The following is a 23,638-nucleotide window of genomic DNA, read 5'->3' as shown; positions in this document are numbered from 1 at the left end:
TTGTCTGGAAATAACAGGGAGAAAACAGGGAATGAAAATCGGGCTTTTGCAGCTGAATCCCGTTGTCTGCGATTTTGAGGGCAATGCCCGGGGGATTGTCCAGGCCTGCATGGAAGCCTCCGGACAGGGCGCTGACATTTGCGTGACCCCGGAACTGGCAGTTATCGGATATCCGGCCCGGGACCTTCTATTAAGAGAGGATATCCTGGAGAAGTGTATGCAGAGCGTACGCTTTATTGCCCGGGAGACTTCAGGTGTGGGCCCTTTGCTTCTGGGGAGTCCATGGTGTTTTCCAGGCCGGACCGGAGAGGTCTACAATTCGGCCTGCCTGTTGGATAAAGGCCGGGTGATCAAGGTCTTCAGCAAGGTGCTTCTGCCTGAATACGACGTCTTTGATGAAAAGCGCTATTTTTGCGCTGCCGAGGCTCCCGGTGTTTTTGAGTACAAGGGAAAAGTAGTGGGGGTAAGCATCTGCGAAGACGCCTGGAATGACGAGGATTTCTGGGACAGGCCCAGGGGCGGGGTGAATCCCATGCAGGAACTGGCCCGGCAGGGGGCCGATATTATCATAAACATGTCCGCCTCTCCCTTCGGTCTTGGCAAGCACGGGATCAGGCAGGCCATGATGGGTTCCCTGGCGGTCAAGCACAGGGTTTTTTTCATATTCTGCAACCAGGTGGGGGGATTTGATGACCTGGTTTTTCCGGGAAGAAGCATGGTGTTCGGCCCGGATGGTAGCATCATGGGCAGAGGCAGGGAATTTGAAAGGGACGTATTTGTTTTTGATACCAGTAACCCCGCAAAAAGCGACAGCCATGAGCATGACCTTGACGTTCCGGCAGAGGCCTGGCGGGCACTGGTGCTGGGCACACGGGATTACGTGCGCAAAAGCGGGTTCAGCAGGGTGCTCCTGGGTCTTTCAGGAGGCATGGACTCGGCATTGACCGCGGCTGTGGCAGCATCTGCCCTGGGACCGGAGAATGTCACGGGAGTGCTCATGCCTTCACCGCATTCCAGTCCGGGCAGTATAGACGACTCCATGAAACTGGCTGAAAGCCTGGGTATAAAGACTGTTACACTGCCCATCTCTTCCCTGATGCAGGGGTTTGACCAGGCCCTGGAAGATGTTTTTTCCGGAATGCACCCTGACGTAACAGAAGAGAACATCCAGTCCAGGATCAGGGGCAACCTGCTTATGGCCATGTCCAACAAATGGGGGGACATGCTTTTAAATACCGGCAACAAGTCTGAACTGGCTGTGGGCTATTGTACCATATATGGTGACATGGCCGGCAGTCTGGCTGTTCTGGCTGATGTGCCCAAGACCCTGGTTTATGACATTGCCAGATGGCTGAGCACTAAGGGAGGGCCCATTATTCCTGAAGCCATAATCAATAAGCCGCCATCCGCAGAACTGCGCCCGGGCCAGAAAGACCGGGACAGTCTGCCTGAATACGACATACTGGATGAAATTCTTCGCCTTTATGTTGAAAAGGGGGCTTCAATGCAAGAGATCTGTACCCGGGGATTCGAGGCGGATGTGGTGCAAAAGGTCCTGGATATGGTGAACAGGTCTGAATTCAAGCGCTACCAGGCTCCACCCGGGATCAAGATAACCGACGTGGCTTTCGGGCCCGGCCGGCGCATGCCTCTGGCCTCCAGGTGTTTAATAAAGGGCTGGTAACTATTTACAGGGTCCGGGGACTTTGCAAGCAGGACGTAAAAACTTCACCCTGTTAAACCCTGCGAAGCAGGACCGCTATGCGGTGTTTAACAGGGCGAGCTCCAAGGAAGCGTAAATCAAAACCTATACATGAATTTTTAAGCTGGAATAACTTCTATATCATGCTTCAAATCAAGTTCGGTGTTTTACGGTTTTGATTAACGCTTCCTACGTCGTTCAGATCCCGCACTTACTTTCTGGCAAATCTTGTTTTGAAAGTTGGGCAGACTTAAGAAAGTAAGTGCGGGACCCAGCTTGCAAAGCCCCCGGACCCTGGATAGCTGCGGTGGGCATAGATTTACCAGTTTTATCAGTTGGTGAATAGTTACAAGGGCTGAAGCTTAAACCTCTACTCTAAATTAACCTGCTCCCTTGCCGTACTTCATAGGCTGCATCCAGGCAGCCTTTTGTTCCAGTTCCCATTCTGCCTTTCCGGCCTGTTCCATGAGCATCCTTAGAACCTGGTGAGCTTTGGCCCTGGAAAGCTTGATGCCGGTTATGGGAGTTTTATCCTCTGCAATCAGGCCGAGTATCAGGTGTTCATCCTGGGTTTCCACCTGGGCTTCCACTGCCAGGTATTTCTTGACTGCAGCCTTTTCCTGAGAAGCCTCGCTGCTGGATTGCTCTGATCTGCCCTGGGTGACGGCCGCGATGTGCTCCATCTGAAGGACTTCGTCAGGATCAGGGGATCTCTCGGCTGCGGGATGCGTTGAAGAAAGTTCGCTGCTCATTTTGTCCAGGAGCCTGGAAAGCAGCCTGCGCGTAATCATGGCTTCGCGGTCTTCTCCGGTTTGCAGGTGTCCGGTGAGGATCAGCCTGTCCTCCCTGGGGTCGTAGCCTATGGACAGCCTCTGGGCCTTGGGATAGGTGGTGGACATAAGCCTTTACTGCTGCTCCTGTTCCTGTTTCTGGGCTTTTAACTTTTCGTCCAGTTCCCTGAGGCTGCCGGCCAGGCCGTTTAAGAAACTGCTGGCCTGGGAGGCGGGAATGATCAGGGTGCCGGCCTGGATCTGCTCGTTGTCTGTTCCCTGCTGGGTAAGCTTTATGCGCAGGTTGCCGCTGGAAAGGGTGACTTTACTGATTCCATCTGCAAAAATGTGCATATCGGTCCTCTTCTTTAAGGGTGGATTATAATTCTGTCAGTTGAATGATGCAACACTGTGGTTATAAGAATGTATTACAAGGAAGAAGACGTCAAGCTTTGACTTTTTGAAAATCAGGTGGTTTTTTATCGGAAGTAGAAAACTACCTGTACATCCTGCATAATTTCTGCGGTGAAACTCCCAGGTGGTAGAGTATGCGTATCAGCCAGTTCCTGAGGGTACCCCGGGCAACTCCTTCACATTTCCATCTCCTGGCCGAGGTCATGGCTTTGTCCGGCAGGATTATGATTTTTTCCCCCATTTTTTTCAGCCTGGTCATCAGTTCTAAGTCCTCCATGATGGGTATATCTCTGAACCCGCCGCTTTCAGAAAATTTTTCTTTTGTGATGAATATAGCCTGATCTCCGTATGGAACGCGGGTTGCTGCTGAACGCAGGTTGGCTGCAGCTTCAACGAGCTTTAAGGACCATCTGGAAGAGTCAATACCCAGGGAAAATGCTCCGCCGGCCAGGTCCTGGTCCCTGAGCGCAGTCTGGATAAGGTCCGGAGCACTCTCCGGCAGGGTGGTGTCAGCGTGAAGAAAAAGCAGAATTTTGCCCCGGGCCTTTGCTGCCCCGGCATTCATCTGATTTCCCCGTCCACTGCCCGAGGCAGACCCGGATACTCCAGGGACATGCAGGGCAGACAGCGTTGTCCGGACGGGATCGCCGTCAATAATTATAATTTCGTGCCTCTCAGCGGGGAAGATTTCTGTCAGCCGCTGGACAAAGTCATTAATGATCTGTTCTTCCCGGTATACAGGAATTATCACGGAAATATCAGGTTTGTTCACAGCTTTTCCAGGTAAAGTTTCCAATGGGTTGTCCTGTCTGCCACTCAGGAGCATTTGATTTTTGGGCCATAACATGACATGGTCCCGGGCTGTAACTAACTGATAAAAAATTATTCCCGGGGCTGCTTATTTATGGTTCAACACATCAGTATTACCGCCACAGACATTCCGGACGCCTGGTTTCAGGCTCTTTATGCCATTATTGATCATGGCTGCAAATATACCATCCAGCACGGATCCATGGTGGGCGAAGAAAGGCAGGAGTTCGACTATGTCAGCGTGCTCATTGAAAATCCATACATGGAGCCGTGGGACCGGATGCTGCCCCAGGTGCCGCCTCATCTGGGGATTCCAAATCCAGTGGAGAATGGTTACGTGGAACAGTACATGCCTTATCTCATGTCCCCCCACAAGGAACCCGGAGAGGATTATACCTACGGGGAGCGTATATACCAGCAGGTACTGTACTGGATTGGAAAATTCAACCAGACCTGGGCCACCAACCAGGCAATACTGCAGGTGGGCCGGCCGGAAGATCACCTTCTAAACGATCCTCCATGCCTGCGCCACATTGATATGCGCATTCGTGACGGTCGGTTGATTTTTTATCCATATTTCCGGTCCTGGGATCTGTGGGGAGGTTTCCCGGCAAACCTGGCCGGGATTGCCGTGCTTCAGAAATATATGGCGGACAGTATTGAAGGTGTAAGCCCAGGTCCTATTCTTGCTTCATCCAAAGGCCTGCATATTTACGGCTACGCCGAGGAACTGGCCAGAATCAGGACCTGCAGAAAAGATGCCCCTTGAGCCTCATAACTGCTTTTCTGGTTTGCAGGCCTTTTTCAGGATTAAATATGCACCTTCCGGGCGCTTTTAAAAAGAGAGTGACGGAAAAAGTCAAGATTGCTCCTGCTTCTTGCTTTTTTCCACTGCCTGCATTAAAGAATAAATAAATATGGCTGGAAAATAATTCTGCAACGACATTTAGACAATGGGTGACTTGTAAAATCAGGGACAGGCCCTCCGGCACTTATTTGTGTTCCTTATTCTTCAGGACGGTTGTTATGTCTTCAGCACCATTCAGCAAAGAACAGATAGATTTTTTGAAAGAGCATATGGCCCAGTGGCTGGCCGAGCAAAGTCTTGGCAAGCCGCCGCAGGTGTATGAAATAGAACTGCGCGAGCGCATGGTCCGGGTGGAGGAAGAGCTTAAGCACCAGCGGGACATGATTCAGCACATCATTGATCAGATGGACAAACGTTTTGATCAGGTGGACAAACGTTTCGAACAGATGGACAAACGTTTCGAACAGATGGAAAGACGTTTCGAACAGATGGAAAGACGTTTCGAACAGATGGATCAGCGCTTTGAAGTCATGACCAAAAGAATAGATCGCTTGATTATCTGGTTTTTCAGCACCACAGTGGCTGTAGGCGGAATTGTCGTGGGTCTGATCAAATTTCTTTAGCTGGCTTCTTCGAAATGAGACACTCCCGCAGCTGACTTCTTATTCCTTTAGCCCCATCCATTTATAGATAAGTTCCAGGTCCAGGCTTGAGCGGACCTGCTCAGCCAGGCGGTCCAGGGCCTGGTCCGGGTTGTAGATGCACATGACCTGGTTCTTGGGCTCCATTCCCCTGCGGCTGCGCAATTGGTCGATGACCCAGCGGCGGAATTCGTCGGCATCGAAAATTCCGTGCAAGTAAGTACCCCATACCAGCCCGCTTTCAGAGAGAACCCCCTCATTTTTCCCGTCAGGAAGCCGCAAGAGCGGCCGGCCCCCGAGACGGCTGACTCCATGATGGATTTCATAGCCCAGGACATTGAGTCCGGACTGTATATGGGTGGCCTCCACCCGGGTCAGGGTTTTCTGGTGGGCCATTTCCGTATAAATATCCAGAAGGGCGGCGGCCTGCACTTTCTGTCCCGGGGATTCCAGCTCAAAGGGGTCGCTTATTTCATTACCAAGCATCTGCAGCCCTCCGCAGATGCCGATTATTTCCACCTTCTGCTCAGAGCCAAGTCTGGAAATGGCAGCCTTGAGCCCGGTTTGGTCCAGCCAGGCCAGGTCCTGGAATACGTTTTTGCTGCCGGGAATAATAACTGCATCCAGTCCCTGCAGGTCATTAGGGGAACGGACTGTTTCCAGGCTTACGTCCGGTTCCAGGCGCAGGGCGTCAAAATCGGTGAAATTGCTTATGTGGGGCAGATCCGCTACGCCCACCCGGACACAGTCTTCTGCGTGGCCATTCTGGTCCTTAATGCCCTCCTTCCAGCCCACTGAATCCTCGTCCGGCAGATCCAGGTTCTGCATGTAGGGCACCACTCCCACCACCGGCCTGCCGGTGTGCTGCAGGGTCAGTTCAAAGGCGTTTCCCAGCAGGGAGGCATCCCCCCGGAACTTGTTGACCACAAAGCCTCGGATGAGTTTTCGCTCCCACTCGGCCAGGACCTCCATGGTCCCGGCAAAGGAAGCGAACACCCCGCCGCGGTCGATGTCCCCCACGATGAGGACCGGAGAGCGGGCGTATTCGGCCATGGCCATGTTGACTATGTCGTGGCTCTTGAGATTGATTTCAGCTGGACTGCCGGCCCCTTCCAGGACCAGGACGTCGAATTCCCGGCCCAGGCTGTCATAGGCTTGCCTGGCGGCCTGGAATGCCTTGGGCTTGTAATCCACGTAACCTGTTGCACCCATGTTGCCCACTGCCTGACCGTTGATTATCACCTGGCACCCGGTCTGGCTGCTGGGCTTTAGAAGCACCGGGTTCATGCGCACGTCCGGCTCCAACCGGGCGGCCTGGGCCTGGACCACCTGGGCCCGGCCCATTTCACCGCCCTGGCTGGTGACAAAGGAATTAAGAGACATGTTCTGGGATTTAAAGGGCGCAGGCCGGTATCCATCCTGGAGCAGTATGCGGCACATGGCAGCGGCCAGGATGCTTTTGCCGGCATTGGAGCTGGTGCCCTGAAACATGATGGCCGGCGGTTTTGACTGGGCCGGCCTGGGTGGTTTTGCAGTGAGAACGCTGTGCATGGCCCGCACTAGCATCTGGTTTTCACGGGAAGAGCGCACCGCCACCCGCACGTGCCTGTGGTCCAGACCGTGAAAATTGGAGCAGTCCCGTACAGCCAGGCCGTGCTTTTCAAGGAGTAGGACTGTGAGTTCTGAAGCTTCGGGCAGGCGCTCATCCAGCCCCAGGAGCAGAAAGTTGGCCTGTCCGGGGTAGATCTTTATGCCTGGAATCTCACCCAGGCTTTGAGACAGGCTGTTGCGCTTCCGGGCGACGTACTCTCTGGTTTTAAGCACAAACTCATGGTCCTGCAGGGCCTGCACCCCGGCGGCCTGGGCCAGGACGTTCACCGACCAGAAGGGCTGGATGCCGGATACGGCCCGGACCACCTCCGGGTCTGCCAGGGCCAGGCCCAGGCGCAGACCGGGCAGGGCGAACATCTTGGTCATGGACAAAAGGACCGTGACATTGACGGGACGGTTTTGCACCAGGCTGTCAAAATCAGGCACAAAGTCGCCGAAGGCCTCATCCACTACAAAAAGGCTGTCCGGAAAGTCCGCGGCCAGCCTGCGTATCCCGGCTGCATCCACGTCTAAGCCGGTGGGGTTGTTGGGACGGCAGATAAAGACCAGATCCCGGCCCTGCAGATGGGGTGCAAGCTCAGCCGGATCCAGGGCGAAATCCAGGGCCTGGTCCAGATTGACTCGATGCACCTTAAGTCCTGCAGCAAGGCAGGCCCGGGCGTAATCAGCGTAGGTGGGGGCGGGTATCACGGCCCGCTTAAAATTCATGGCCAGCGGAAGCAGAGAAATAATCTCGGCTGTACCATTGCCTGCCAGGACTTCTTGCGGCCGGGTATTGTAGCGCCGGCAGGCGGCCTGGACCAGGTCGCAGGCCCCGGGGTCGGGGTAATGGGCCGCCTTTTCCAGGGTTGTGCTTATCAGCGGGCGCAGCCATTCCGGAAATCCCAGCGGATTGATGCTGGCGGAAAAGTCCACAATTGCATCAGGGCTAAGCCCGGACTTGCGGGCCAGGGCAGAGATGTCCCCGCCGTGGGGCTGCTGGGGGGAGGTGCTCATGTCTTAGCCTTCATGGGCATTTTCAATGCCTACTTCTTCAAAGGTTTTAATATCCGCCAGGATTCTGGTACAGGCATCCAGGATGTGCATGGCCAGGGCTGCACCTGTGCCTTCGCCCAGGCGCATCTCCAGATCCAGCAGGGGGGTCAGGCCTAAGTGCCTGAGCATGTACTCGTGTCCTGTTTCTCGGGAGCGGTGCCCGGCAAAGATATACTGCCCGGCTGCAGGGCATAGTTCGCAGGCTATCAGGGCCCCGGCGGTGGAGATGAGTCCGTCGCAGACCACCGGAATCTGTCTTGCTGCCGCGCCTATGACCAGTCCGGCCAGTCCCCCGATCTCCAGTCCGCCTACCCTGGCCAGAACACCCATGGGGTCGGCAGGGTCCGGGCGGTTAAGATCCAGAGCCCTTTTTATGACCCTGGCCTTGAGGTCAAGCCCCTGCTCGTCCAGTCCCGTGCCCGGTCCTACCAGTTCTTTGAGGGGCAGCCCGGAATAAACCGCTATAATGGCGGAAGAGGCAGTGGTATTGCCTATGCCCATGTCCCCGGTGCCCAGAAGATCCAGGCCCGGGCTATCAGCCAGTTGGTTTGCAATGCCAATACCGGCCTCGACGGATGCAGCTGCCTCCTCCCGGGTCATGGCCGGGCCTGTGGCCATGTTGGCAGTGCCTTTGCGGATTTTTTTGTGCAGGATATCAAGTCCTGGATCAAAATCGTGGCTTACTCCCAGGTCGGCCACCCTGACCCTGGCCCCGGCGTGGGCAGCCAGGACATTTATGGATGCCCCGCCCTGGACGAAATTGTAGACCATCTGGGCCGTGACTTCGCTTGGAAAGAGGCTGACCCCTTCTTCAACCACCCCGTGATCACCGGCACAGGTGACTATTGTTTTCCGGTCAAGCTTTACATCCAGCCGGCCGCAGATGGAGGCCAGACGGGCCGCTGCCGGTTCCAGCCGGCCCAGACTTCCCCGCGGCCTGGCCTGGTTCGCCAGACGCTTCAGGGCAGCTGATTTTATTTCCTGGTCCGGCTGGGTTATGTGCTGGATGGATTGCTCCAGTAGAGTCATTGGCTGTTCCTTTGGTTTGCAGGTGGTTATTTCAATCTGAGAGGCATCCCGCTGACTACAAAATAGGCCTCATGGGCCAGGGATGCGGTCCGCTGGTTGATGCGGCCCATCATGTCCCGGTACCTGCGCGAAAGTGAGTCACCGGGGACCAGGCCCATGCCCAGTTCGTTACTGACCACGAATACATGGCAGGGCGGGGCTGCAAGCAGGGCAAAGAAATTTTCCAGTTGCGGGCAGGTGTCTTCCTGCACAAGCTCCTGGTGCATGAGATTGCCCAGCCATACGGTGAGGCAGTCCAGGACTGCGGCCTGGGTGTCCCCGGGGAGTCTGGACAGGGCTTGTGCCGGGTCCAGGGGTTCTTCAACAGTAAAAAAGGACTGTCCGCGTTCCTGCTGGTGTCTCTGGATTCTCTGGTGCATTTCTTCATCCAGGGCCTCGGCCGTGGCTATAAACGCTTTTCGCTCAAAGGTCTGCATCAGCTGCAGGGCAAAGGAGCTTTTGCCGCTTCTGCATCCGCCGCAGATATACGTCACCCGGTTCACTGCCTGGCCTCCTGTATGGCCTTTAGAGAGCCCTGAAAATGTTTGCTGGAGAAGATTTCCAGGGTGACCACCAAGGGCCGTGTCTTGCTGTCAAAGCTCGATAAAAGCCAGGCCAGCAGGTCTCTGTCCATGTGCTGCAGCCCTGTGTGGTCCCGGCCCTCACTGTTGAGGGCATGCAGGTGAATTATCCGGACATGGTCCAGCCATCTGTCCAGGCATGCCGGCAGGTCTTCTCCCCGGACCTGGAGGTGGCCCAGGTCCATGCACAGGGAAAAGCCCATCTCCAGCACCCAGGGCCAGATGAGTTCATGGTCGTAATCTAAGTTTTCAATGCATAACAGCCCGGGTTCAACTTCCCGGGAAAGTTCTTCCAGACTTTTGCGGCACTGCTCCTGCCAGGCGGGCAGGAAGTCTTCGTCCCGGGGAGGATCGTTCAGGTGCACCACCCAGCCCACTGGGTCCACTGGCTGCATGAGCCCGACAATGCGTTTCCAGGTTTCTGTACAGGTGCGGCGTAAGGCTTCATCCCGGGCTCCGGGATACAGGTCCAGGGGCAGGTGCACGGTGTAGCTCAGGCCGGAGTCCTTAGCCAGAGACTGCATCAGGCGTACCTGGGATGCATCCGGGATGCTGGACTGTTCTCCGGACTCAAAAAGTATCAGTTCCACATCATCCACCTTGTCCTGAAGATAATACAGGTTGGGCAGGATGTGGTCCGGGATGATGTAGGATGTAGTCCCCAGCCGCCATGTGGAATTGGATTTTAAAGTCAATGAGTAACTCCTTATGTTCCGGATATACGCAGGATTATCAAACCACTATGGCGCAGATGGCGCACAGAGCGGCTGTTTCCACAACCTCTGTGGCTGCTCCCACTGTATCTCCGGTGATGCCGCCTATTTTTTTCAAACACCACAGGCTGAAAAGATATGCTGCCACAGCACCCAGGATCAGGGCGGCCACGCCGGCACCTCCTGCCAGCAGGGATGCGATGCCTGCAATACCAAGGGTCCAGTATATGTCGGACCTGCGGCGACTGTTTATAAAGATGGAAGCCAGTCCGCCGGTGGAGCGGGCGTAGGGCAGCAGAGCCATACTGCACACCTGGGCCGCGCGTCCCAGTACCGGGGCCAGGACCAGGGCCTTCCAGGCGGCCACCGGGGGCATGGAGGTCAGAGCGGCCCACTTTAGACCCAGAACAGCAAAAAGGCCTACAACGCCCATGGTCCCCACATGGCTGTCGCGCATGATGTCCAGGATTTTCTCCCTGGACCTGGCACTGAAAAAACCGTCAGCTGTATCAGCCACTCCGTCCAGGTGCAGAAAACCGCTCAGGCCGGACAAAACCAAAACCCCCACTAATGAGGCGGCCATGGGCGGCAGTCCCAGGAGCAGGGTCAGAGTGTATGCCAGCCCGGCACCCACACCGATGACCAGTCCGGCCACAGGAAACCAGGGCATGGCCCTCCCTAGGGCCGTCTGCGGTATCTGGCCGCCGACAGGTATTATGGTCAAAAACTGCAGCGCGGCCAGAAACGGCTGCAAAAACCTCATTCTTCCTGCCCCGGCTTGGATATAATCAGGGTCCAGTACTTAGGTTCCTGGCTGCAGAGCTCTTTTACATCCTGAAATACTTCCTGGTCCGGGAAGCCACAGCGAACCACGCCCACCGCCGTCTTCATCCGCCCGCTTTCATCCAAGGCCTCGCAGATATCCGTAATATTTTTGTAGGCCTTGAGAAAGACCACGTTGTCCACCCTGGAGGACATCTCCCGGAGCTTGTCTCCGCCCTGGACCCCTGAAAGCAGGAGCAGGCTTTCCTCGCCCTCCACCAGGGTGGTGTTGGTGGCGGCTGCTGCAGCCTGAAAGGATGTGATGCCGGGGACGGTTTCGATGCGGATTTCCGGGGCGTTGGATTGCAGGCACTGCATGAGGTAGCCGAAAGTGGAATAGGTCAGGGGATCTCCCAGGGTGAGAAAGGCAGCGTCCTTGCCCTGGTTCAGCTCAGCCAGGATGGTGTCAACGTGCTCAGACCAGGCCTTAGAGGCCACTTCCTTGTCCATGGTCATGGGAAAGGGCAGCCTGTGAATCAGGGTATCCTTTGGAAGATATTCCCTGGCGATGTTTACGGCCAGGCTGTGGTTGTTTTTGCTGGAAGAGGCGCAGAAGACCACGTCTACTTTTTTGAGAATGTTGATTGACTTGAGGGGTATCAGTTCCGGGTCGCCCGGCCCCACTCCTATGCCGTAGAGTTTTCCTTGTCTGTTGTTCATTGGTTTTCCTTTGGGAGTCAAGCTATCAGGAGTCTTCAGATTCACTGCCTTGCATTTTGCGGTAGTTGTCGAGTTTTTCCCGGGTGTCTTCGTGGAATATATCCGGGTAAAGGTGTTCCCCCACCACGTATATCCCCTGCAGAAGGCGCATGGTGGGCCTGGAGACCAGGACTTCGTCAATAGCGTAAACCCGGTTCTGCTGTACTGCCTTAAGCAGGTGCAAACCGGGGCGTTTTTTAATGTTTTCAGGGCTGGCCTGGTTCATGGGGCCCTGCTGGGAAAGATAAACCTGGACTTTATCCGCCCTGGACAAAAGTTTTTCCTGCCCGAAATCGGCAATGTTGGTGCCGCGCACCTGACGTGCATCTAATGCAGCGTTTTCGCCTCCTGCTGCTTCCAGTACAAGCATGGGCATGGAATCCGGGGAGAAGGTCTTGAGTTGTTCATGTATGGATTCAAAGAACACGCCTTTTTTATCCTCCACATGAGCGGTCAGGCTCCGGGCGTATTCCAGTCCGGCCTTGAAGTTCTCCTGCATCTGCAGGGCCTGCTCCTCTTTTCCGGTAAGAATGCCAAGTATCTTCCAGTACTTGAACATTTCATCTTTGCTGCCGGGCTGCAGGGAAACTATGGTAATTCCGGAGCGCTCCAGGGTATCCATGAGCCGGGGATAGGCCCAGTCAATCATGGGTCTCACCAGCACCAGGTCCGGCCTGTGGGCCAGGATTTTTTCCGGGCCTTCCTGGTAGGAAAAAGACGGTCTTTCCAGGGCCTGGGGAGGGTAACACTCGTTCATGCCCACTCCGATAACTTCCTGGTTCAGGCCCAGAGAAAAAAGGTTTTCCGTATGAGCCCCATAAAGGGAGATGATGCGCTCAAAGGGCTCATCCACCTGGATGGTTCTGCCCCCCTGATCCTGGATGGTTTGCTGATCCAGGATTTTCATTTCCGAGGCCAGGGCCTGGCAACCAGAGTAGATTAGGGCCAGAAAAACGCAGAATATGGTAAAGGTGGTTTTAATCTTCATGTTTAGTATTTGAGAGATAAAAATTATCAGTTAATAGTTAAAGAAAAAAGCTTTTGATTTCAGGTGGTTATGTTTTAAATGTAATTAGACAGCTGGGATTAAAAAACTATAACTATTCCAGCGTGTTGCGCTAGAACTTTTGACTGTCCGTTATTGTTTATGGTTGAAGAACAACAGCTTGAATTAACTACCTTAGGCAACTACCTGAAAATAACGTAATAGTTTCAGGGTGGGGAGTTCTGGGCATCATGCGGAAAATTAAGAGGTCGCCGCCCACCCAGGTTTATAATTCTATTTTCCGGGAGTTGCCTAAGCTTCCACCACACAAATAAATCCAGGGCACGGTGTAGCTCCCCTGCTTAGCCTGAAAAGAAGCCGGTTAAGGAAGGGAGCTAAATATCGAACCACCCCCAACCCCTCCTTAGCCAAGGAGGGGAGCAGATCGAGGCGTGGCAACACTCTGTCGCATGCATCTGTATAAATACTCCTACTGGAGCTTGATTATGGCAACTACCTGAAAATAACGTAACAGTTTCAGGGTGGGGAGTTCTGGGCAACATGCGGGAAATTAAAAGGTCGCCGCCCACCCAGGTTAATAATTCTATTTTCCGGGAGTTGCCTTACCCCAATTAACAATTAACAATTAACAATTAACAGATAACAGATAACAATTAACAGATAACTAAGATGCGCGCACAGAGATGTTAAACCTTGAACACCACCTGGGTGGACTGTGCATAATCGTCGAAATAGACCTTGGCCCGGACGTCAAAGACGCGCTCCAGGTTTTGCGGGGTGAGCACTTCTGTAGTCGGGCCGTGCAGCAGGATTCGTCCCTGCTTGAAAAAGATAATATGGCTGCAGAAGGCTGCAGCCAGGTTGATGTCCTGAAATACGGAAAAGACCGTGGTCCGGGCCTGCTGGTTTTTTTGCCGCACTAAGGACAGAAGGTGCAGGCCGTGCTTGATATCTAAGCTGGCCGTGGCTTCATCCAGAATGAGCACCGGCGTATCCTGAACCAGGGCCCTGGCGAAAACCACCCGCTGGCGCTCACCACCGCTCAGCTCAGTAACCATCCTGTCCTGAAATTTTTCCAGGCCGGTCTTCTGCATAACCTCCCGGACGATATCCAGGTCCCGGCTGCCAGGAGATGCAAAACGCGGCAGAAAAGGATATCTGCCCATGAGCAGCACCTCCAGGACCTGGAAGGGAAAGTTCAGGCGGTAGTCCTGGGGAACTAAGGCCATTTCCTTGGAGATCTGTTTCCTGGAGTATGATCCCAGGGGGTGGCCGTTATACTCTACCATGCCCTGCTGCGGCACCCTGTGCCGGATGAGCAGGTCCAGCCAGGTGGACTTGCCACTGCCGTTGGGACCCAGGATGCCGTATATTCTGCCCGGAGGCAGGTCAATGTTTATATCTTCCAGGATGCTGGTTTCTCCCAGGGCGAAATGTACATCTTTCATGGAAAAGGCCATACTCTACACCCTGAACTGCATCTGGCGTTTGCGGAAGATATAGCAGAAAAAAGGCCCGCCAATGAGGGCTGTAAGCACCCCAATGGGCACTTCCGCCGGAAGCATGGTCCTGGTCAAAGTGTCCGCGGCCAGAAGAAGCACCGCCCCGCACAAAAGGCTCACCGGCAAAAGGCTTCTGTGCTCAGGTCCGGTTAGAGAGCGCATCATGTGCGGTACCAGTAGGCCTACAAATCCGATTATCCCGGAGATGGATACGCAGACCGCAGCCACCAGGGAAGCGGTTATCAGGAGGATAATCCTGAGCTTAGTGGTGTCCACGCCGAGAGACGCCGCGGCCCGGCTGCCCAGGCAGATGAGATTTATATCCCTGGAATAAAACATGAAGACCATGAATCCCAGAAACACCATGGACGAAGTCAGGATAAGCTCCGGCCAGGTGCTGGAGGCAAAGCTGCCCATGAGCCAGAATATTATCACCGAGACCCTTTCCTGGGCCAGGTACTTGAACAGGCTTATGCCGGCGGAAAGAATGGCGCTGACTATCACTCCGGACAAAATAAGATTGTTGGAAGACAATCCACCGGCCGTGGCCGAAAGGTAGACCACAAAGAGAAGGGTCAGGCATCCGGCGATAAAGGCGAACAGGGGCAGGGTGTAAAGCCCAAGGAACTGCAGGTTGAAAAGCAGCACCAGGGAGGCCCCGAAAGCCGCTCCGGATGATACCCCCAAAGTATACGGGTCGGCCAGGGGGTTCAGCAGAAGACCCTGGAATATGACTCCGGCCAGGGCCAGGCCCGCGCCAACAATGGCTGCGGTGAGTACTCTGGGCAGCCTGACCTCGAAAATCACGGTGTAAACCAGCGGGTCTGCCTGGAGCAAAAGCTCCTGCTGCCCGGTGATCTTGTAAAAGAGCATCTGGAAAGTGGTGGACAGAGGTACCTGGACGTAGCCCATGCTTACCGAGGCGATGATCATGCCCAGAAGCATGAATGCCAGGGTAACGAGGAGTATGGATGTCCTTATGCGCATAAAATATAAAAGATAACGTAACTATTCACCAAGGTCCGGAGACTTTGCAAACAGGACGTAAAGACTTCACCCTGTTAAACCCTGCGAAGCAGGACCGCTATGCGGTGTTTAACAGGGCGAGTTCCAAGGAAGCGTAAATCAAAACCTACACACAGCTTTGATAACCGGGATGTTTCCTATAACATATTTGAAGCCAAGTTCGGTGTGTTACGGTTTTGATTAACTCTTCCTACGTCGTTCAGACAGTTTACGCCCAGCTTGCAAAGCCCCCGGACCCTTGCTCTTTGCCCACATGTGGTGAATAATTACAAGATAACCAGCCTTCTTTTCTCTGTTCAGTCTTCTGAAACAAAAAAAACCCCGGGCCGATTGCTGTCGACCCGGGGATGTCCCATTTTCATCCGCGGCATCATGATCTTTTTTTGCCGATTGTCCGGCCCGGCAATTCTTCAAGAGGTTCAGGCAGGTCTTCTGACTTCCGGATCTTTCTACTTGCCGCGCCTTCCCGCCCCGCACTTACTTTTTTCTTCAAGGAAAAAACACCCATAGAAAAGTAAGTGCGGGGCAGTGGCCTGAATGCGGCTTTGGTCCCCGGTTACAGCGGTGGGTCCGTCCCTGACTTGCACAGGGTTCCCTGTTAGGCGCAAAGCGCACCCGAACCTTCTTCTCCGTCAGGTGAGCGTGCATCAGCAGCTGGAAGCTGCCTTTGCCGGTACCTGCTTCAAGTGATTTATCCTGATATCTTGAACTGCAGGTGAAGTCAAGAAAAGGAATCTGCTGAGAAAACGTCACTCAAACCTCTGGTTTTATTTTAAAAAATATTCACAGTCATTTACTGGAGATTTATCTGTCCAGAATTAATCAGCAAACTGACGCCGTGCCGGTCTGCAGGACAGGTAACAGAGGACAGGGTATCGTAAGATAAAAGGATTATGTCTTTCCACTTGATATCTCGGGTTTTTTTTCAGTCCGTATGTATTCCGGTCTGTTCAGCGGATTGCTTTTACTGGCTTTTTTTGACATTATTTATATAATCGCCATGAAGCAAAGGCGCAGGGAAAATCTCTGCTGTCTTGTCCGGGGCAGGCGGGGAGTCGAGTGTCAATATAACTGAACTGAATTTTGTAGTTGCTTGTAAACAGGCCGGTCCCGGCCGGAGACGATGTAGAACCGATAAATATATCAAAACTGTGGATGAGTCCATGAACAAGCAAGCCTCCTGTATCAGCAAAGAGAATCCTTACTGTGAACTTGCCCAGTCCTATCTGGACTGCATACGCGGGTCCAGTCGCAATGAAGCTGTCCGCCTGATCCTGGACGCAGTGAACCGGGGAGTGGATATCCAGGATATATACATGTATGTTTTTCAGCCGGTTCAGTATGAAATGGGCCGGTTGTGGCTTGCCAACCAGATAAGCATTGCCCAGGAGCATTACTGCACCGCTGTAACCCAGCTCATCATGTCTCATTTGTACCCCAGGATCATGACTTTTGAAAAAAACGGACTGTCCATGGTGGCCTGCTGTGTGGGCGGGGAGCTGCACGAACTGGGCATCCGCATGGTCACGGATCTTCTGGAGATGAAGGGCTGGGATACTTATTACCTGGGGGCCAACATGCCCGAAAAAGAAGTGGTCAGGTCTGTTAAGGATCAGAATGTCCATCTTCTGGCTGTATCAGCCACACTGACTTCCAACAGGCCGAGGGTGGAGGCCATTATAAAGGAAGTAAGGCAGACTCCGGGACTGGAAGGCGTGAAAATTATGGTGGGAGGCCATGCATTCCTGCAGGAGCCCGGAGGATGGGAGAAAATCGGAGCAGACGGAAGCGCAATGGATGCTGTGCAGGCTGTTGAACTGGCCTTCAGTCTGTGCTCCTGAACCAGCCAGATGTAGATCAGGATTTGAATCAGGATGATAAGCTATGCAGAACTCACTTAACTGCCTGGCCATAGTCTGTGAAGCCTCGGGCAGAATACGGGAAGTCCTGTACAACGGCCTCAAGGACATGGAAAACGCTGCAGGTGACTTGTTTTTTCATGATATCCTTCATCAGGATTCCATGCAGAAGGCTGAAAATTTCTGGAAGCAGCTGGACGAACAGGGACTGGCCTTAAACTGGGAGCTCAACGTGCAGGTCAATGGTGAGATCTGTACCTTAGACTTTACCGGGGTCAGGGTGCAGGATAACATGGTCATCACGGCCGGAGACAGCAGGGACATTCTAAACGATCTTTACCAGGAGCTGTTGAAGGTCAATAACGAGCAGACCAATCTTATCCGGGAGGCTTACAAGAAGTATTCCACCCAGGCCAGAGAGCAGCAGTTCATGGAAGAGGGAAACACCGTTCTTCAGGAAATGACCAGCCTGAACAATGAACTGACAAATGCCCAGCGCGAGCTTGCCCGGCAAATCGTGCGCCTGGAAAAACTCAATTCTCAGAAAAATTTTTTCCTGGGCATGGCTGCTCACGACCTGCGAAATCCTCTGGGGTCCATAAAACTTTACGCAGAACTGCTCCAGGAAGACATGAAGCACCAGTTGAGCGAGACCGGTGCCGGCATGCTGGATAAGATTCAAAGCCTGAGCAGGTTCATGCTGGGGATGGTGGAAGACCTTCTGGACGTGACCAAGATCGACAGCGGTCAGATAAATCTGCAGCTGGAAAATGTCCGCCCCGGCCGGGTAGTGCAGGACGCCCTTGATCCTCTGCGGATGCTGGCAAGGGAAAAGGATATTTCTCTTAATTGTCATGTTCTGGAGGATCTGCCCCAAGTCAACCTGGACGTGGCCAAGTTTACCCAGATGGTGACCAACCTTTTGACCAATGCCATAAAGTACTCCCCTTCAGGCAGTACCGTGGATGTCAGGCTGTATACCAGAGACGGCTACCTGGTGCTGGATGTGTCCGACTACGGACAGGGTATACCCGGTGAAGAAATGGACAGGCTCTTTGCAGAATATCAGACCACCAGTTCCAGGCCTACCCAGGGAGAGGGGAGCGTGGGCCTTGGTCTGGCCATCGCCAGAAGACTTGTGGAAGCGCATGACGGCACAATAGAAGTGCAGAGCAGTCAGGGGGCAGGAACTACATTCACCATAACTCTGCCCATGCACCTCAAGTCCGGGCATGATGCCCTGCACAAAGAAAAGAAGACCATCGAGCAGAAACCACTGAATTTTTCCGGCAGGATCCTGGTGGCGGAAGATGAGCCCATGAACCAGACCATACTGGCCAGATACCTGGATAAGATGGGTGTGGAATACAAACTTGTGGACAATGGGCAAAAGGTGCTTCAGGCCCTGCAGGAAGACAGCTTTGACCTGATTCTACTGGACATTGTCATGCCTGAAATGAGCGGCGTGGAAGTACTGCAGAGGCTTCGCACCATTGAGAAGGAACAGGGCAGGGAAAAGCTGCCGGTGGTGGTCATGAGTGCCCTGGATCATGAGGAACAGGAAAATTTTCTGCAGGCGGGGGCGGATGATCTGCTGCCCAAGCCTTTTAATTTCCAGCGGTTACAGCGGGTTCTCGGGTCAATTTTAAGCCCTGAAGCTGGTTAGGTTTTTTGGGGGGCACTCCTGATGCAGGAGGAAAAAAGTTAATATGAACGCCAATGCAAAAGAGATCATGGTTGTAGAGGATGATCCCGTGACCATGATGCAGACCTCCAGAGTGCTGCAGGAGGCCGGATACAACGTCTTGAAGGCCCCCACCGGAGAAAAGGCCATGGAAATGGTCTATAACAGAAGGCCTGCCCTGGTTTTGCTGGATGTGATGCTGCCGGACATGGGAGGCCTGGAGATATGCAGAAAAATCAAATCAGACTCCCGGCTGCAGGGAACTTATGTGATAATGTTTTCCGGTGTTCAGACCGAATCCGATGACAGGGCCCAGGGACTGGAGTCCGGAGCTGACGGATACCTGGTGAAGCCGGTCAGGACAAGGGAGCTTCTGGCTCAGATCGAGGCCATGCTGCGCATAAGGTATGCCGAGATGAGGCTGGATGAAGACAGAAGGTGGTATGAAATGGTCCTGAACAGCATCCGGGAGCTGGTTCTGTGCATGGACCATGAACTGACCATACTCTGGGCCAATCAGGCGGCGGCGGACAGTCTCGACATGAGGGCCGAAGAACTCATCGGCCGCAAATGCTACCATCTGTGGAACGAAAATGATAAGCCCTGCCGCAAGTGTCCGGTCACCAGGTCTCTGGAAAGCAAGAGCCCGGATCATTCCATCGTGGATACTCCGGACGGCAGGATATGGGAAGTGCGGGCTTATCCGGTTAAGGACGAGCATGACAGGATGCTGAGCATAGTTGAGGTTGCCCAGGACATAACCGATATGCAGAAAAGCCGGCAGGCACTGGAGAGAAGCGAAAAGCTGCTCAAGGAAGTAACCGCAAATATGCCCGGAGCCGTGATTCAGTACCAGGTCCAGGAAGAAAAAGGGCTTTTGCCTCTGTTTGTGAGCCGGGGAGTAACTGAGCTTCTGGGGGTCACCCCGGAAGATATCCTGCAGGATCCGGTCAGGCTGTGGGACAATGTTCACCCGGATGACTCAGAGCAGGTGAGCTCAAGCATGGGCGACAGTCTGAACAGAAATGAACCATTTCATGGCGAGTTCCGGGTGCTGGACCGGGACAACTCCTATAAGTGGCTGCGCATAAGTACCGTTCCCTACAGCGATGTCCGGGAGAAAATGTGGTACGCCATGATTTCGGATATTACCCTGTTGAAGAAGGCCCAGGAAGAGATGGCGTACAGGGCCATGCATGACTATCTTACGGAACTGCCCAACCGGGAGCTTCTGCTGGACCGGCTGGAGAGGGCTTTTGCCATGGCTTCGCGCTACGGGCACAAAGTGGGGGTTGTCTTTTTTGATCTCAACTCATTCAAGCCGGTCAATGATCTTTACGGTCATATGGCCGGGGACAAGCTTCTTTACCAGGTGGGACAGCGCCTGCAGAAGTGTGTACGCAAAAGCGATACAGTGGCCCGTTATGGAGGGGATGAGTTTGTAGCAGTTCTTGGAAGTATCAGCAGCAGTCAGGATGTCCTGCGGGTGGCCCGGAAAATATCAAGCGAGATGAGCAGGCCTTTTGTGCTGGAGGGGATGGAGATTCACCAGGATTTCAGTATGGGGATCAGTATATATCCCGATGATGCCGCTGACCCTCAGGAACTGCTGCGCCTGGCGGACCAAAGCATGTACCGGGCCAAGAAAGATCCAAAATCATGTTATGCCTTCTGCAGCGGATGAGGATCCAGAACTGGCGGAACCTTATCCGCTGCATTCAAGCTATAGAGAGAAATCAGTTGATTATTTCCCAGGCCCCGTCGTCCCTGCGGCAGGCTGTGCCGTAGGCCTTCTCGGTTTCCCCTCCGATCTGCACTTCAGTGGTGTATTCCCGGCAGTACCGCCCGTCATCCCTCTGATAGGTCTCAGTGGGGGTCACGGCGTAAGCGGTCTGTGTATCGGGGTTGTGCCACTGGGAAGTGGTCCCTGTGGGCTTGGTCTCCAGGGTTTGGTTCATGTTACGCCGGTCCATCTCATCCATGCGGTCCATGTAGCTGCCCACATATCCTCCCAGGGCAGCGCCCAGAAGGGTTCCTCCGATGATGGCCGCGGTCTGACCGGTGCCCTTGCCGATCTGGGAGCCGATTACTCCCCCGCCGATTCCGCCCAGAGCCGCCCCGCCCACAGTATGTTTCTGGGTGGTGCAGCCCGCCAGCAGCATGGCTGCCAGGGTCAAGACAACAAGATAACGCATGATAATATCCTCCAGGGGTCTTAAAGTTGATAACAGGCCTCTTGTTTAAAAAAACAAGTATCGCTTTAAAGTTTATATTAGCTCATGCGGGTGTGAAAGGCAATGGGAATATGCGAATTGCCCTGTTCAAAAAGTTTATTGGCCCGGAATCAGTCCATAATCTGACGGGTCTTGGTGATGTGCATTTTTTCCCGGCCCAGGTCTGAAAAAATGCTTTGCAGGATAAAAAGTGGGCTTAAATAGTCCTTTTCCCAGGTAAAAACCACTTTCAGGCTGCTTTTCTCCCAGTGGGAATGTTTGTGGTATGAGCACAGGTCTTTTGTGGAGAGTCCTTTTTTGGTCTGTTTTTGAACCAGGAATTCAGGCGCGGACCTGTAATTTTCCCAGGTGGTCATTGCTTTTTGCAGGTCTTCCCCTGACAGGTCCAGTTCCACCTGGAATTCTTCCTGGATGGACTGGGGCTGCCTGCGGCCCTGGCTCAGGTGTTCTAAGGCAAAGGCGTGCATGCCCCGGGGCAGTTCATTGTTGAGGCTGTTCAGGAGGTGGCTGCTGTCTAAGTGTTTTCTCAGGTAAATATTGTACCATTCCTCCAGGCTGGACACCCCTACGGGCAGGGCCCGGCCGAAGGCTATTACCGGGGCGGGCCTGAAGCCAGTGGAAAAGCTGAGAGGCCAGCCCGCCCGGCGCATGGCCCTCTCCAGCAGAGACTGCAGCTCTAACTGGCTCAGGTAGATGCACAGCCCGGTCTTTTTATACCAGATGCGCAGGTGGGCGGTTTTGGGGCTTAAGTCTTTCTGTTCCAGGAGGTTAGAGTCAATATCTTCAGTATCATGTTCCTGATCCCGGAAATCCCGGTTCAAGACATTGGAAATGGATGGGGTCTGGCTTACTTTGCGCAGGCTGGAAGGCCTGGATTTTTTGTCGCAGACACCGCACATGCGGCAGGCGTGATAGCGACAGTCCTTGCTGGTCCGGGCCTGACGGCCCCTTCTGGCTTCGGTCAAAAGGTATCTTCGCTCCATGCCGCTTTGCAGGTGGTCCCAGGGCAGTGGTTCATCAGTGTCCCTGGCCCGCAGATAAGTATCCGGGGAGAGACCGCTTTTATCCATGATGTCCAGCCAGGGCTCAAGGCGAAAACAGTCGCTCCAGCTGGTAAATGTCTCACCCCGGGCGTAGGCCCCGGCCACCACCTGCGAGAGTTCGCGGCCTCCCCTGGAAAATATCCCTTCCAGAAGACTCATCTCCGGATCGTGCCACTTGAGGTTCAGAGTTCTGCTGGTCTTGAACAGGTCTTTTAAGCGGAAGATCTTTTCACGTATTTCAGACAGCCCAGCCTGGCGCTCCCATTGAAAAGGGGTGTGGGGCTTGGGCACAAACGGGGCCACCGAGGCGGTGACCTGGGGCTTTATCTTCCGGGAACGCCCGGTTTCCAGGACTTTCTGGCAGAGATCCCTTATGCCTTTTAAATCATCATCAGCCTCAGTGGGCAGCCCCACCATGAAGTAGAGCTTGACCCCTTTCCAGCCCAGGTCAAAGAGATGACCAGTGTGCTTGAGTAGCTGTTCTTCCGTGATGCCCTTGTTGATGACCTGGCGCAGGCGGCTGGTTCCGGCTTCCGGGGCCAGGGTGGCCTGGGTTCTGCGTATGCGCGACATGAGCTGCATAAGCCTTTCATTGACTGAACCTACCCGCAGGGAAGGCAGGGCCATGGCCACCTGTTGCTGCTGGCAGCGGGCAAAGCTCCTGGTGAAAAGTTCCTCCAGGGCGGAGAAGTCACCGCTGCTTAGAGACAGAAATGAAAGCTCTTCCAGGCCTGTGGCCAGAAGCCCCTGCTGGACATCCTCCAGGATGCGGGAGATGCTTCTTTCGCGCACCGGCCGGTATATGCTTCCGGCCTGGCAGAAGCGGCACCCCCGGGTGCAGCCCCGGGCGATTTCAATGCTCAATCGGTCGTGGATGACCTTGCCGTAGGGCACAATCTGCCGGGTGGGAAAGGGGACCTGGTTGAGATCAGTTACCAGGCTTTTAGTAACCTGCCTGTAATCCTCTCGCAGCGGGGTCAGGGGCAGCCCGGGACCTTTAAAGAATCCGGGCACGTACACCCCGGGGAGTTTTTTTAGGGTCTGCAGCAGGTCCTGCCTGGACATGCCCTGCTGCCGGGCAATTTTGACCTTCTGCAGTAGGTCCAGGATGACTTCTTCGCCGTCGCCCAGGACCATGAGGTCAAAATAGTCAGCCACTGGCTCGGCATTGAAGGTGGCTCCGCCACCGGCAATAACCAGGGGATGAGCCCCGCTTCGCTCGTGAGCCTTGAAAGGCAGTCCGGCCAGGTCCAGCATATACAGGATGTTGGTATAGCAGAGTTCGTGGGTCAGGCTGAAGGCCAGAATATCCAGTTCCCCCAGGGGGGTGTCGGATTCCAGGGTGCAAAGTGGGGTGTTCTGCTCCCGCATGATTCCGGCCGCTTCCAGGGACGGGGAGAAGACCCTTTCGGCGTAGTACTCATCCTGGTCATTGATACGGTGATAAAGTATCTTCTGGCCCAGGTAGGACATGCCCACCTCGTAAACATCGGGGAAGGCCAGGCCCATATGCACAGATGCACTGCGCCTGTTCTTGTGCACGCTGTTGACTTCCTGGCCAAGATAGTGACTGGGTCTGGGTAGAAAAGGGAGAAGTTCTTTCAATCTTA

General features: G+C 54.2%; 20 protein-coding genes and 1 riboswitch. Of the genes, 6 read left to right on the top strand and 14 right to left on the bottom strand.

Annotated features, from left to right (window positions below):
• Positions 1 to 31: 31 nt before the first annotated feature.
• Entirely contained in the window at positions 32 to 1,684 is a 1,653-nt protein-coding gene (locus tag DTHIO_RS15275; RefSeq protein ID WP_008871159.1) for an NAD+ synthase, read from the top strand.
• A gap of 398 nt (positions 1,685 to 2,082) precedes the next feature.
• On the opposite strand, the gene DTHIO_RS15270 is transcribed toward DTHIO_RS15275, so the two are convergent.
• From DTHIO_RS15270 to DTHIO_RS15260, 3 genes are all read right to left on the bottom strand, one after another.
• Positions 2,083 to 2,601 (bottom strand): hypothetical protein, encoded by a 519-nt coding sequence (locus DTHIO_RS15270; protein ID WP_008871158.1) that lies wholly within the window; start codon positions 2,599 to 2,601, stop codon positions 2,083 to 2,085.
• 6 nt (positions 2,602 to 2,607) lie between these two features.
• Complete coding sequence (locus DTHIO_RS15265; protein ID WP_008871157.1) at positions 2,608 to 2,826, bottom strand: hypothetical protein; 219 nt, start codon at positions 2,824 to 2,826, stop codon at positions 2,608 to 2,610.
• 142 nt (positions 2,827 to 2,968) lie between these two features.
• On the bottom strand, positions 2,969 to 3,658 hold the full coding sequence (locus DTHIO_RS15260) for a TIGR04283 family arsenosugar biosynthesis glycosyltransferase (RefSeq protein ID WP_040419111.1): 690 nt from the start codon (positions 3,656 to 3,658) through the stop codon (positions 2,969 to 2,971).
• A 132-nt stretch (positions 3,659 to 3,790) separates the two neighbouring features.
• Between DTHIO_RS15260 and DTHIO_RS15255 the strand changes: the two genes are divergently transcribed.
• Together DTHIO_RS15255 and DTHIO_RS15245 are read left to right on the top strand one after the other, a co-directional pair.
• A complete protein-coding gene (locus DTHIO_RS15255) occupies positions 3,791 to 4,465 on the top strand; it encodes a thymidylate synthase (protein WP_008871155.1) in 675 nt (224 codons plus the stop codon).
• A 257-nt stretch (positions 4,466 to 4,722) separates the two neighbouring features.
• Positions 4,723 to 5,127: a hypothetical protein gene (locus DTHIO_RS15245; RefSeq protein WP_008871154.1), complete on the top strand. Its 405-nt coding sequence runs from the start codon at positions 4,723 to 4,725 to the stop codon at positions 5,125 to 5,127.
• Between the two features lie 39 nt (positions 5,128 to 5,166).
• On the opposite strand, the gene DTHIO_RS15240 is transcribed toward DTHIO_RS15245, so the two are convergent.
• The 9 genes from DTHIO_RS15240 to DTHIO_RS15200 all read right to left on the bottom strand — a co-directional run bounded on the left by DTHIO_RS15240 (position 5,167) and on the right by DTHIO_RS15200 (position 15,169).
• Positions 5,167 to 7,752, bottom strand: coding sequence for a cobyric acid synthase (locus tag DTHIO_RS15240; protein WP_008871153.1), 2,586 nt, complete (start codon positions 7,750 to 7,752; stop codon positions 5,167 to 5,169).
• Between the two features lie 3 nt (positions 7,753 to 7,755).
• Positions 7,756 to 8,820, bottom strand: coding sequence for a nicotinate-nucleotide--dimethylbenzimidazole phosphoribosyltransferase (gene cobT, locus DTHIO_RS15235; protein WP_008871152.1), 1,065 nt, complete (start codon positions 8,818 to 8,820; stop codon positions 7,756 to 7,758).
• Between the two features lie 26 nt (positions 8,821 to 8,846).
• The gene (gene cobU, locus DTHIO_RS15230) at positions 8,847 to 9,362 is read right to left on the bottom strand and encodes a bifunctional adenosylcobinamide kinase/adenosylcobinamide-phosphate guanylyltransferase (RefSeq protein ID WP_008871151.1); all 516 of its coding nucleotides are present in this window, start codon (positions 9,360 to 9,362) and stop codon (positions 8,847 to 8,849) included.
• Positions 9,359 to 10,135 carry a cobamide remodeling phosphodiesterase CbiR gene (cbiR, locus tag DTHIO_RS15225; protein WP_008871150.1) on the bottom strand — a complete coding sequence of 259 codons (777 nt, stop codon included), beginning with the start codon at positions 10,133 to 10,135 and terminating at the stop codon, positions 9,359 to 9,361. Before cbiR ends, cobU begins: the two co-directional genes overlap by 4 nt.
• Positions 10,136 to 10,172: 37 nt before the next feature.
• The gene (gene cobS, locus DTHIO_RS15220) at positions 10,173 to 10,916 is read right to left on the bottom strand and encodes an adenosylcobinamide-GDP ribazoletransferase (protein ID WP_008871149.1); all 744 of its coding nucleotides are present in this window, start codon (positions 10,914 to 10,916) and stop codon (positions 10,173 to 10,175) included.
• Complete coding sequence (gene cobI / locus DTHIO_RS15215; RefSeq protein ID WP_008871148.1) at positions 10,913 to 11,635, bottom strand: precorrin-2 C(20)-methyltransferase; 723 nt, start codon at positions 11,633 to 11,635, stop codon at positions 10,913 to 10,915. Before cobI ends, cobS begins: the two co-directional genes overlap by 4 nt.
• A gap of 25 nt (positions 11,636 to 11,660) precedes the next feature.
• Positions 11,661 to 12,662: an ABC transporter substrate-binding protein gene (locus DTHIO_RS15210; RefSeq protein ID WP_008871147.1), complete on the bottom strand. Its 1,002-nt coding sequence runs from the start codon at positions 12,660 to 12,662 to the stop codon at positions 11,661 to 11,663.
• A 704-nt stretch (positions 12,663 to 13,366) separates the two neighbouring features.
• Positions 13,367 to 14,128, bottom strand: coding sequence for an ABC transporter ATP-binding protein (locus DTHIO_RS15205; RefSeq protein ID WP_161598688.1), 762 nt, complete (start codon positions 14,126 to 14,128; stop codon positions 13,367 to 13,369).
• Between the two features lie 15 nt (positions 14,129 to 14,143).
• The gene (locus tag DTHIO_RS15200; RefSeq protein ID WP_008871145.1) at positions 14,144 to 15,169 is read right to left on the bottom strand and encodes a FecCD family ABC transporter permease; all 1,026 of its coding nucleotides are present in this window, start codon (positions 15,167 to 15,169) and stop codon (positions 14,144 to 14,146) included.
• Between the two features lie 444 nt (positions 15,170 to 15,613).
• Positions 15,614 to 15,842, bottom strand: a riboswitch (cobalamin riboswitch).
• A gap of 529 nt (positions 15,843 to 16,371) precedes the next feature.
• On the opposite strand from DTHIO_RS15200, the gene DTHIO_RS15195 reads away from it, so the two are divergent.
• The 3 genes from DTHIO_RS15195 to DTHIO_RS15185 are packed head-to-tail and all read left to right on the top strand — an operon-like array spanning position 16,372 to position 20,435.
• Positions 16,372 to 17,049 (top strand): cobalamin B12-binding domain-containing protein, encoded by a 678-nt coding sequence (locus tag DTHIO_RS15195; protein WP_008871144.1) that lies wholly within the window; start codon positions 16,372 to 16,374, stop codon positions 17,047 to 17,049.
• Between the two features lie 43 nt (positions 17,050 to 17,092).
• Positions 17,093 to 18,733: a hybrid sensor histidine kinase/response regulator gene (locus DTHIO_RS15190; RefSeq protein WP_008871143.1), complete on the top strand. Its 1,641-nt coding sequence runs from the start codon at positions 17,093 to 17,095 to the stop codon at positions 18,731 to 18,733.
• A 43-nt stretch (positions 18,734 to 18,776) separates the two neighbouring features.
• Positions 18,777 to 20,435: a GGDEF domain-containing response regulator gene (locus tag DTHIO_RS15185; protein ID WP_008871142.1), complete on the top strand. Its 1,659-nt coding sequence runs from the start codon at positions 18,777 to 18,779 to the stop codon at positions 20,433 to 20,435.
• A 52-nt stretch (positions 20,436 to 20,487) separates the two neighbouring features.
• Here DTHIO_RS15185 and DTHIO_RS15180 read toward each other — a convergent pair whose 3' ends face one another.
• Together DTHIO_RS15180 and DTHIO_RS15175 are read right to left on the bottom strand one after the other, a co-directional pair.
• Positions 20,488 to 20,946, bottom strand: coding sequence for an RT0821/Lpp0805 family surface protein (locus DTHIO_RS15180; RefSeq protein WP_008871141.1), 459 nt, complete (start codon positions 20,944 to 20,946; stop codon positions 20,488 to 20,490).
• Positions 20,947 to 21,095: 149 nt separating this feature from the next.
• A complete protein-coding gene (locus DTHIO_RS15175; RefSeq protein WP_008871140.1) occupies positions 21,096 to 23,633 on the bottom strand; it encodes a TIGR03960 family B12-binding radical SAM protein in 2,538 nt (845 codons plus the stop codon).
• Positions 23,634 to 23,638: the final 5 nt, after the last annotated feature.

The sequence above is a fragment of the Desulfonatronospira thiodismutans ASO3-1 genome (genome assembly GCF_000174435.1).
Lineage (GTDB): Bacteria > Desulfobacterota > Desulfovibrionia > Desulfovibrionales > Desulfonatronovibrionaceae > Desulfonatronospira > Desulfonatronospira thiodismutans.
Note: the sequence above shows the minus strand (reverse complement) of the source record. Positions and strands in the feature narration are given on the sequence as shown.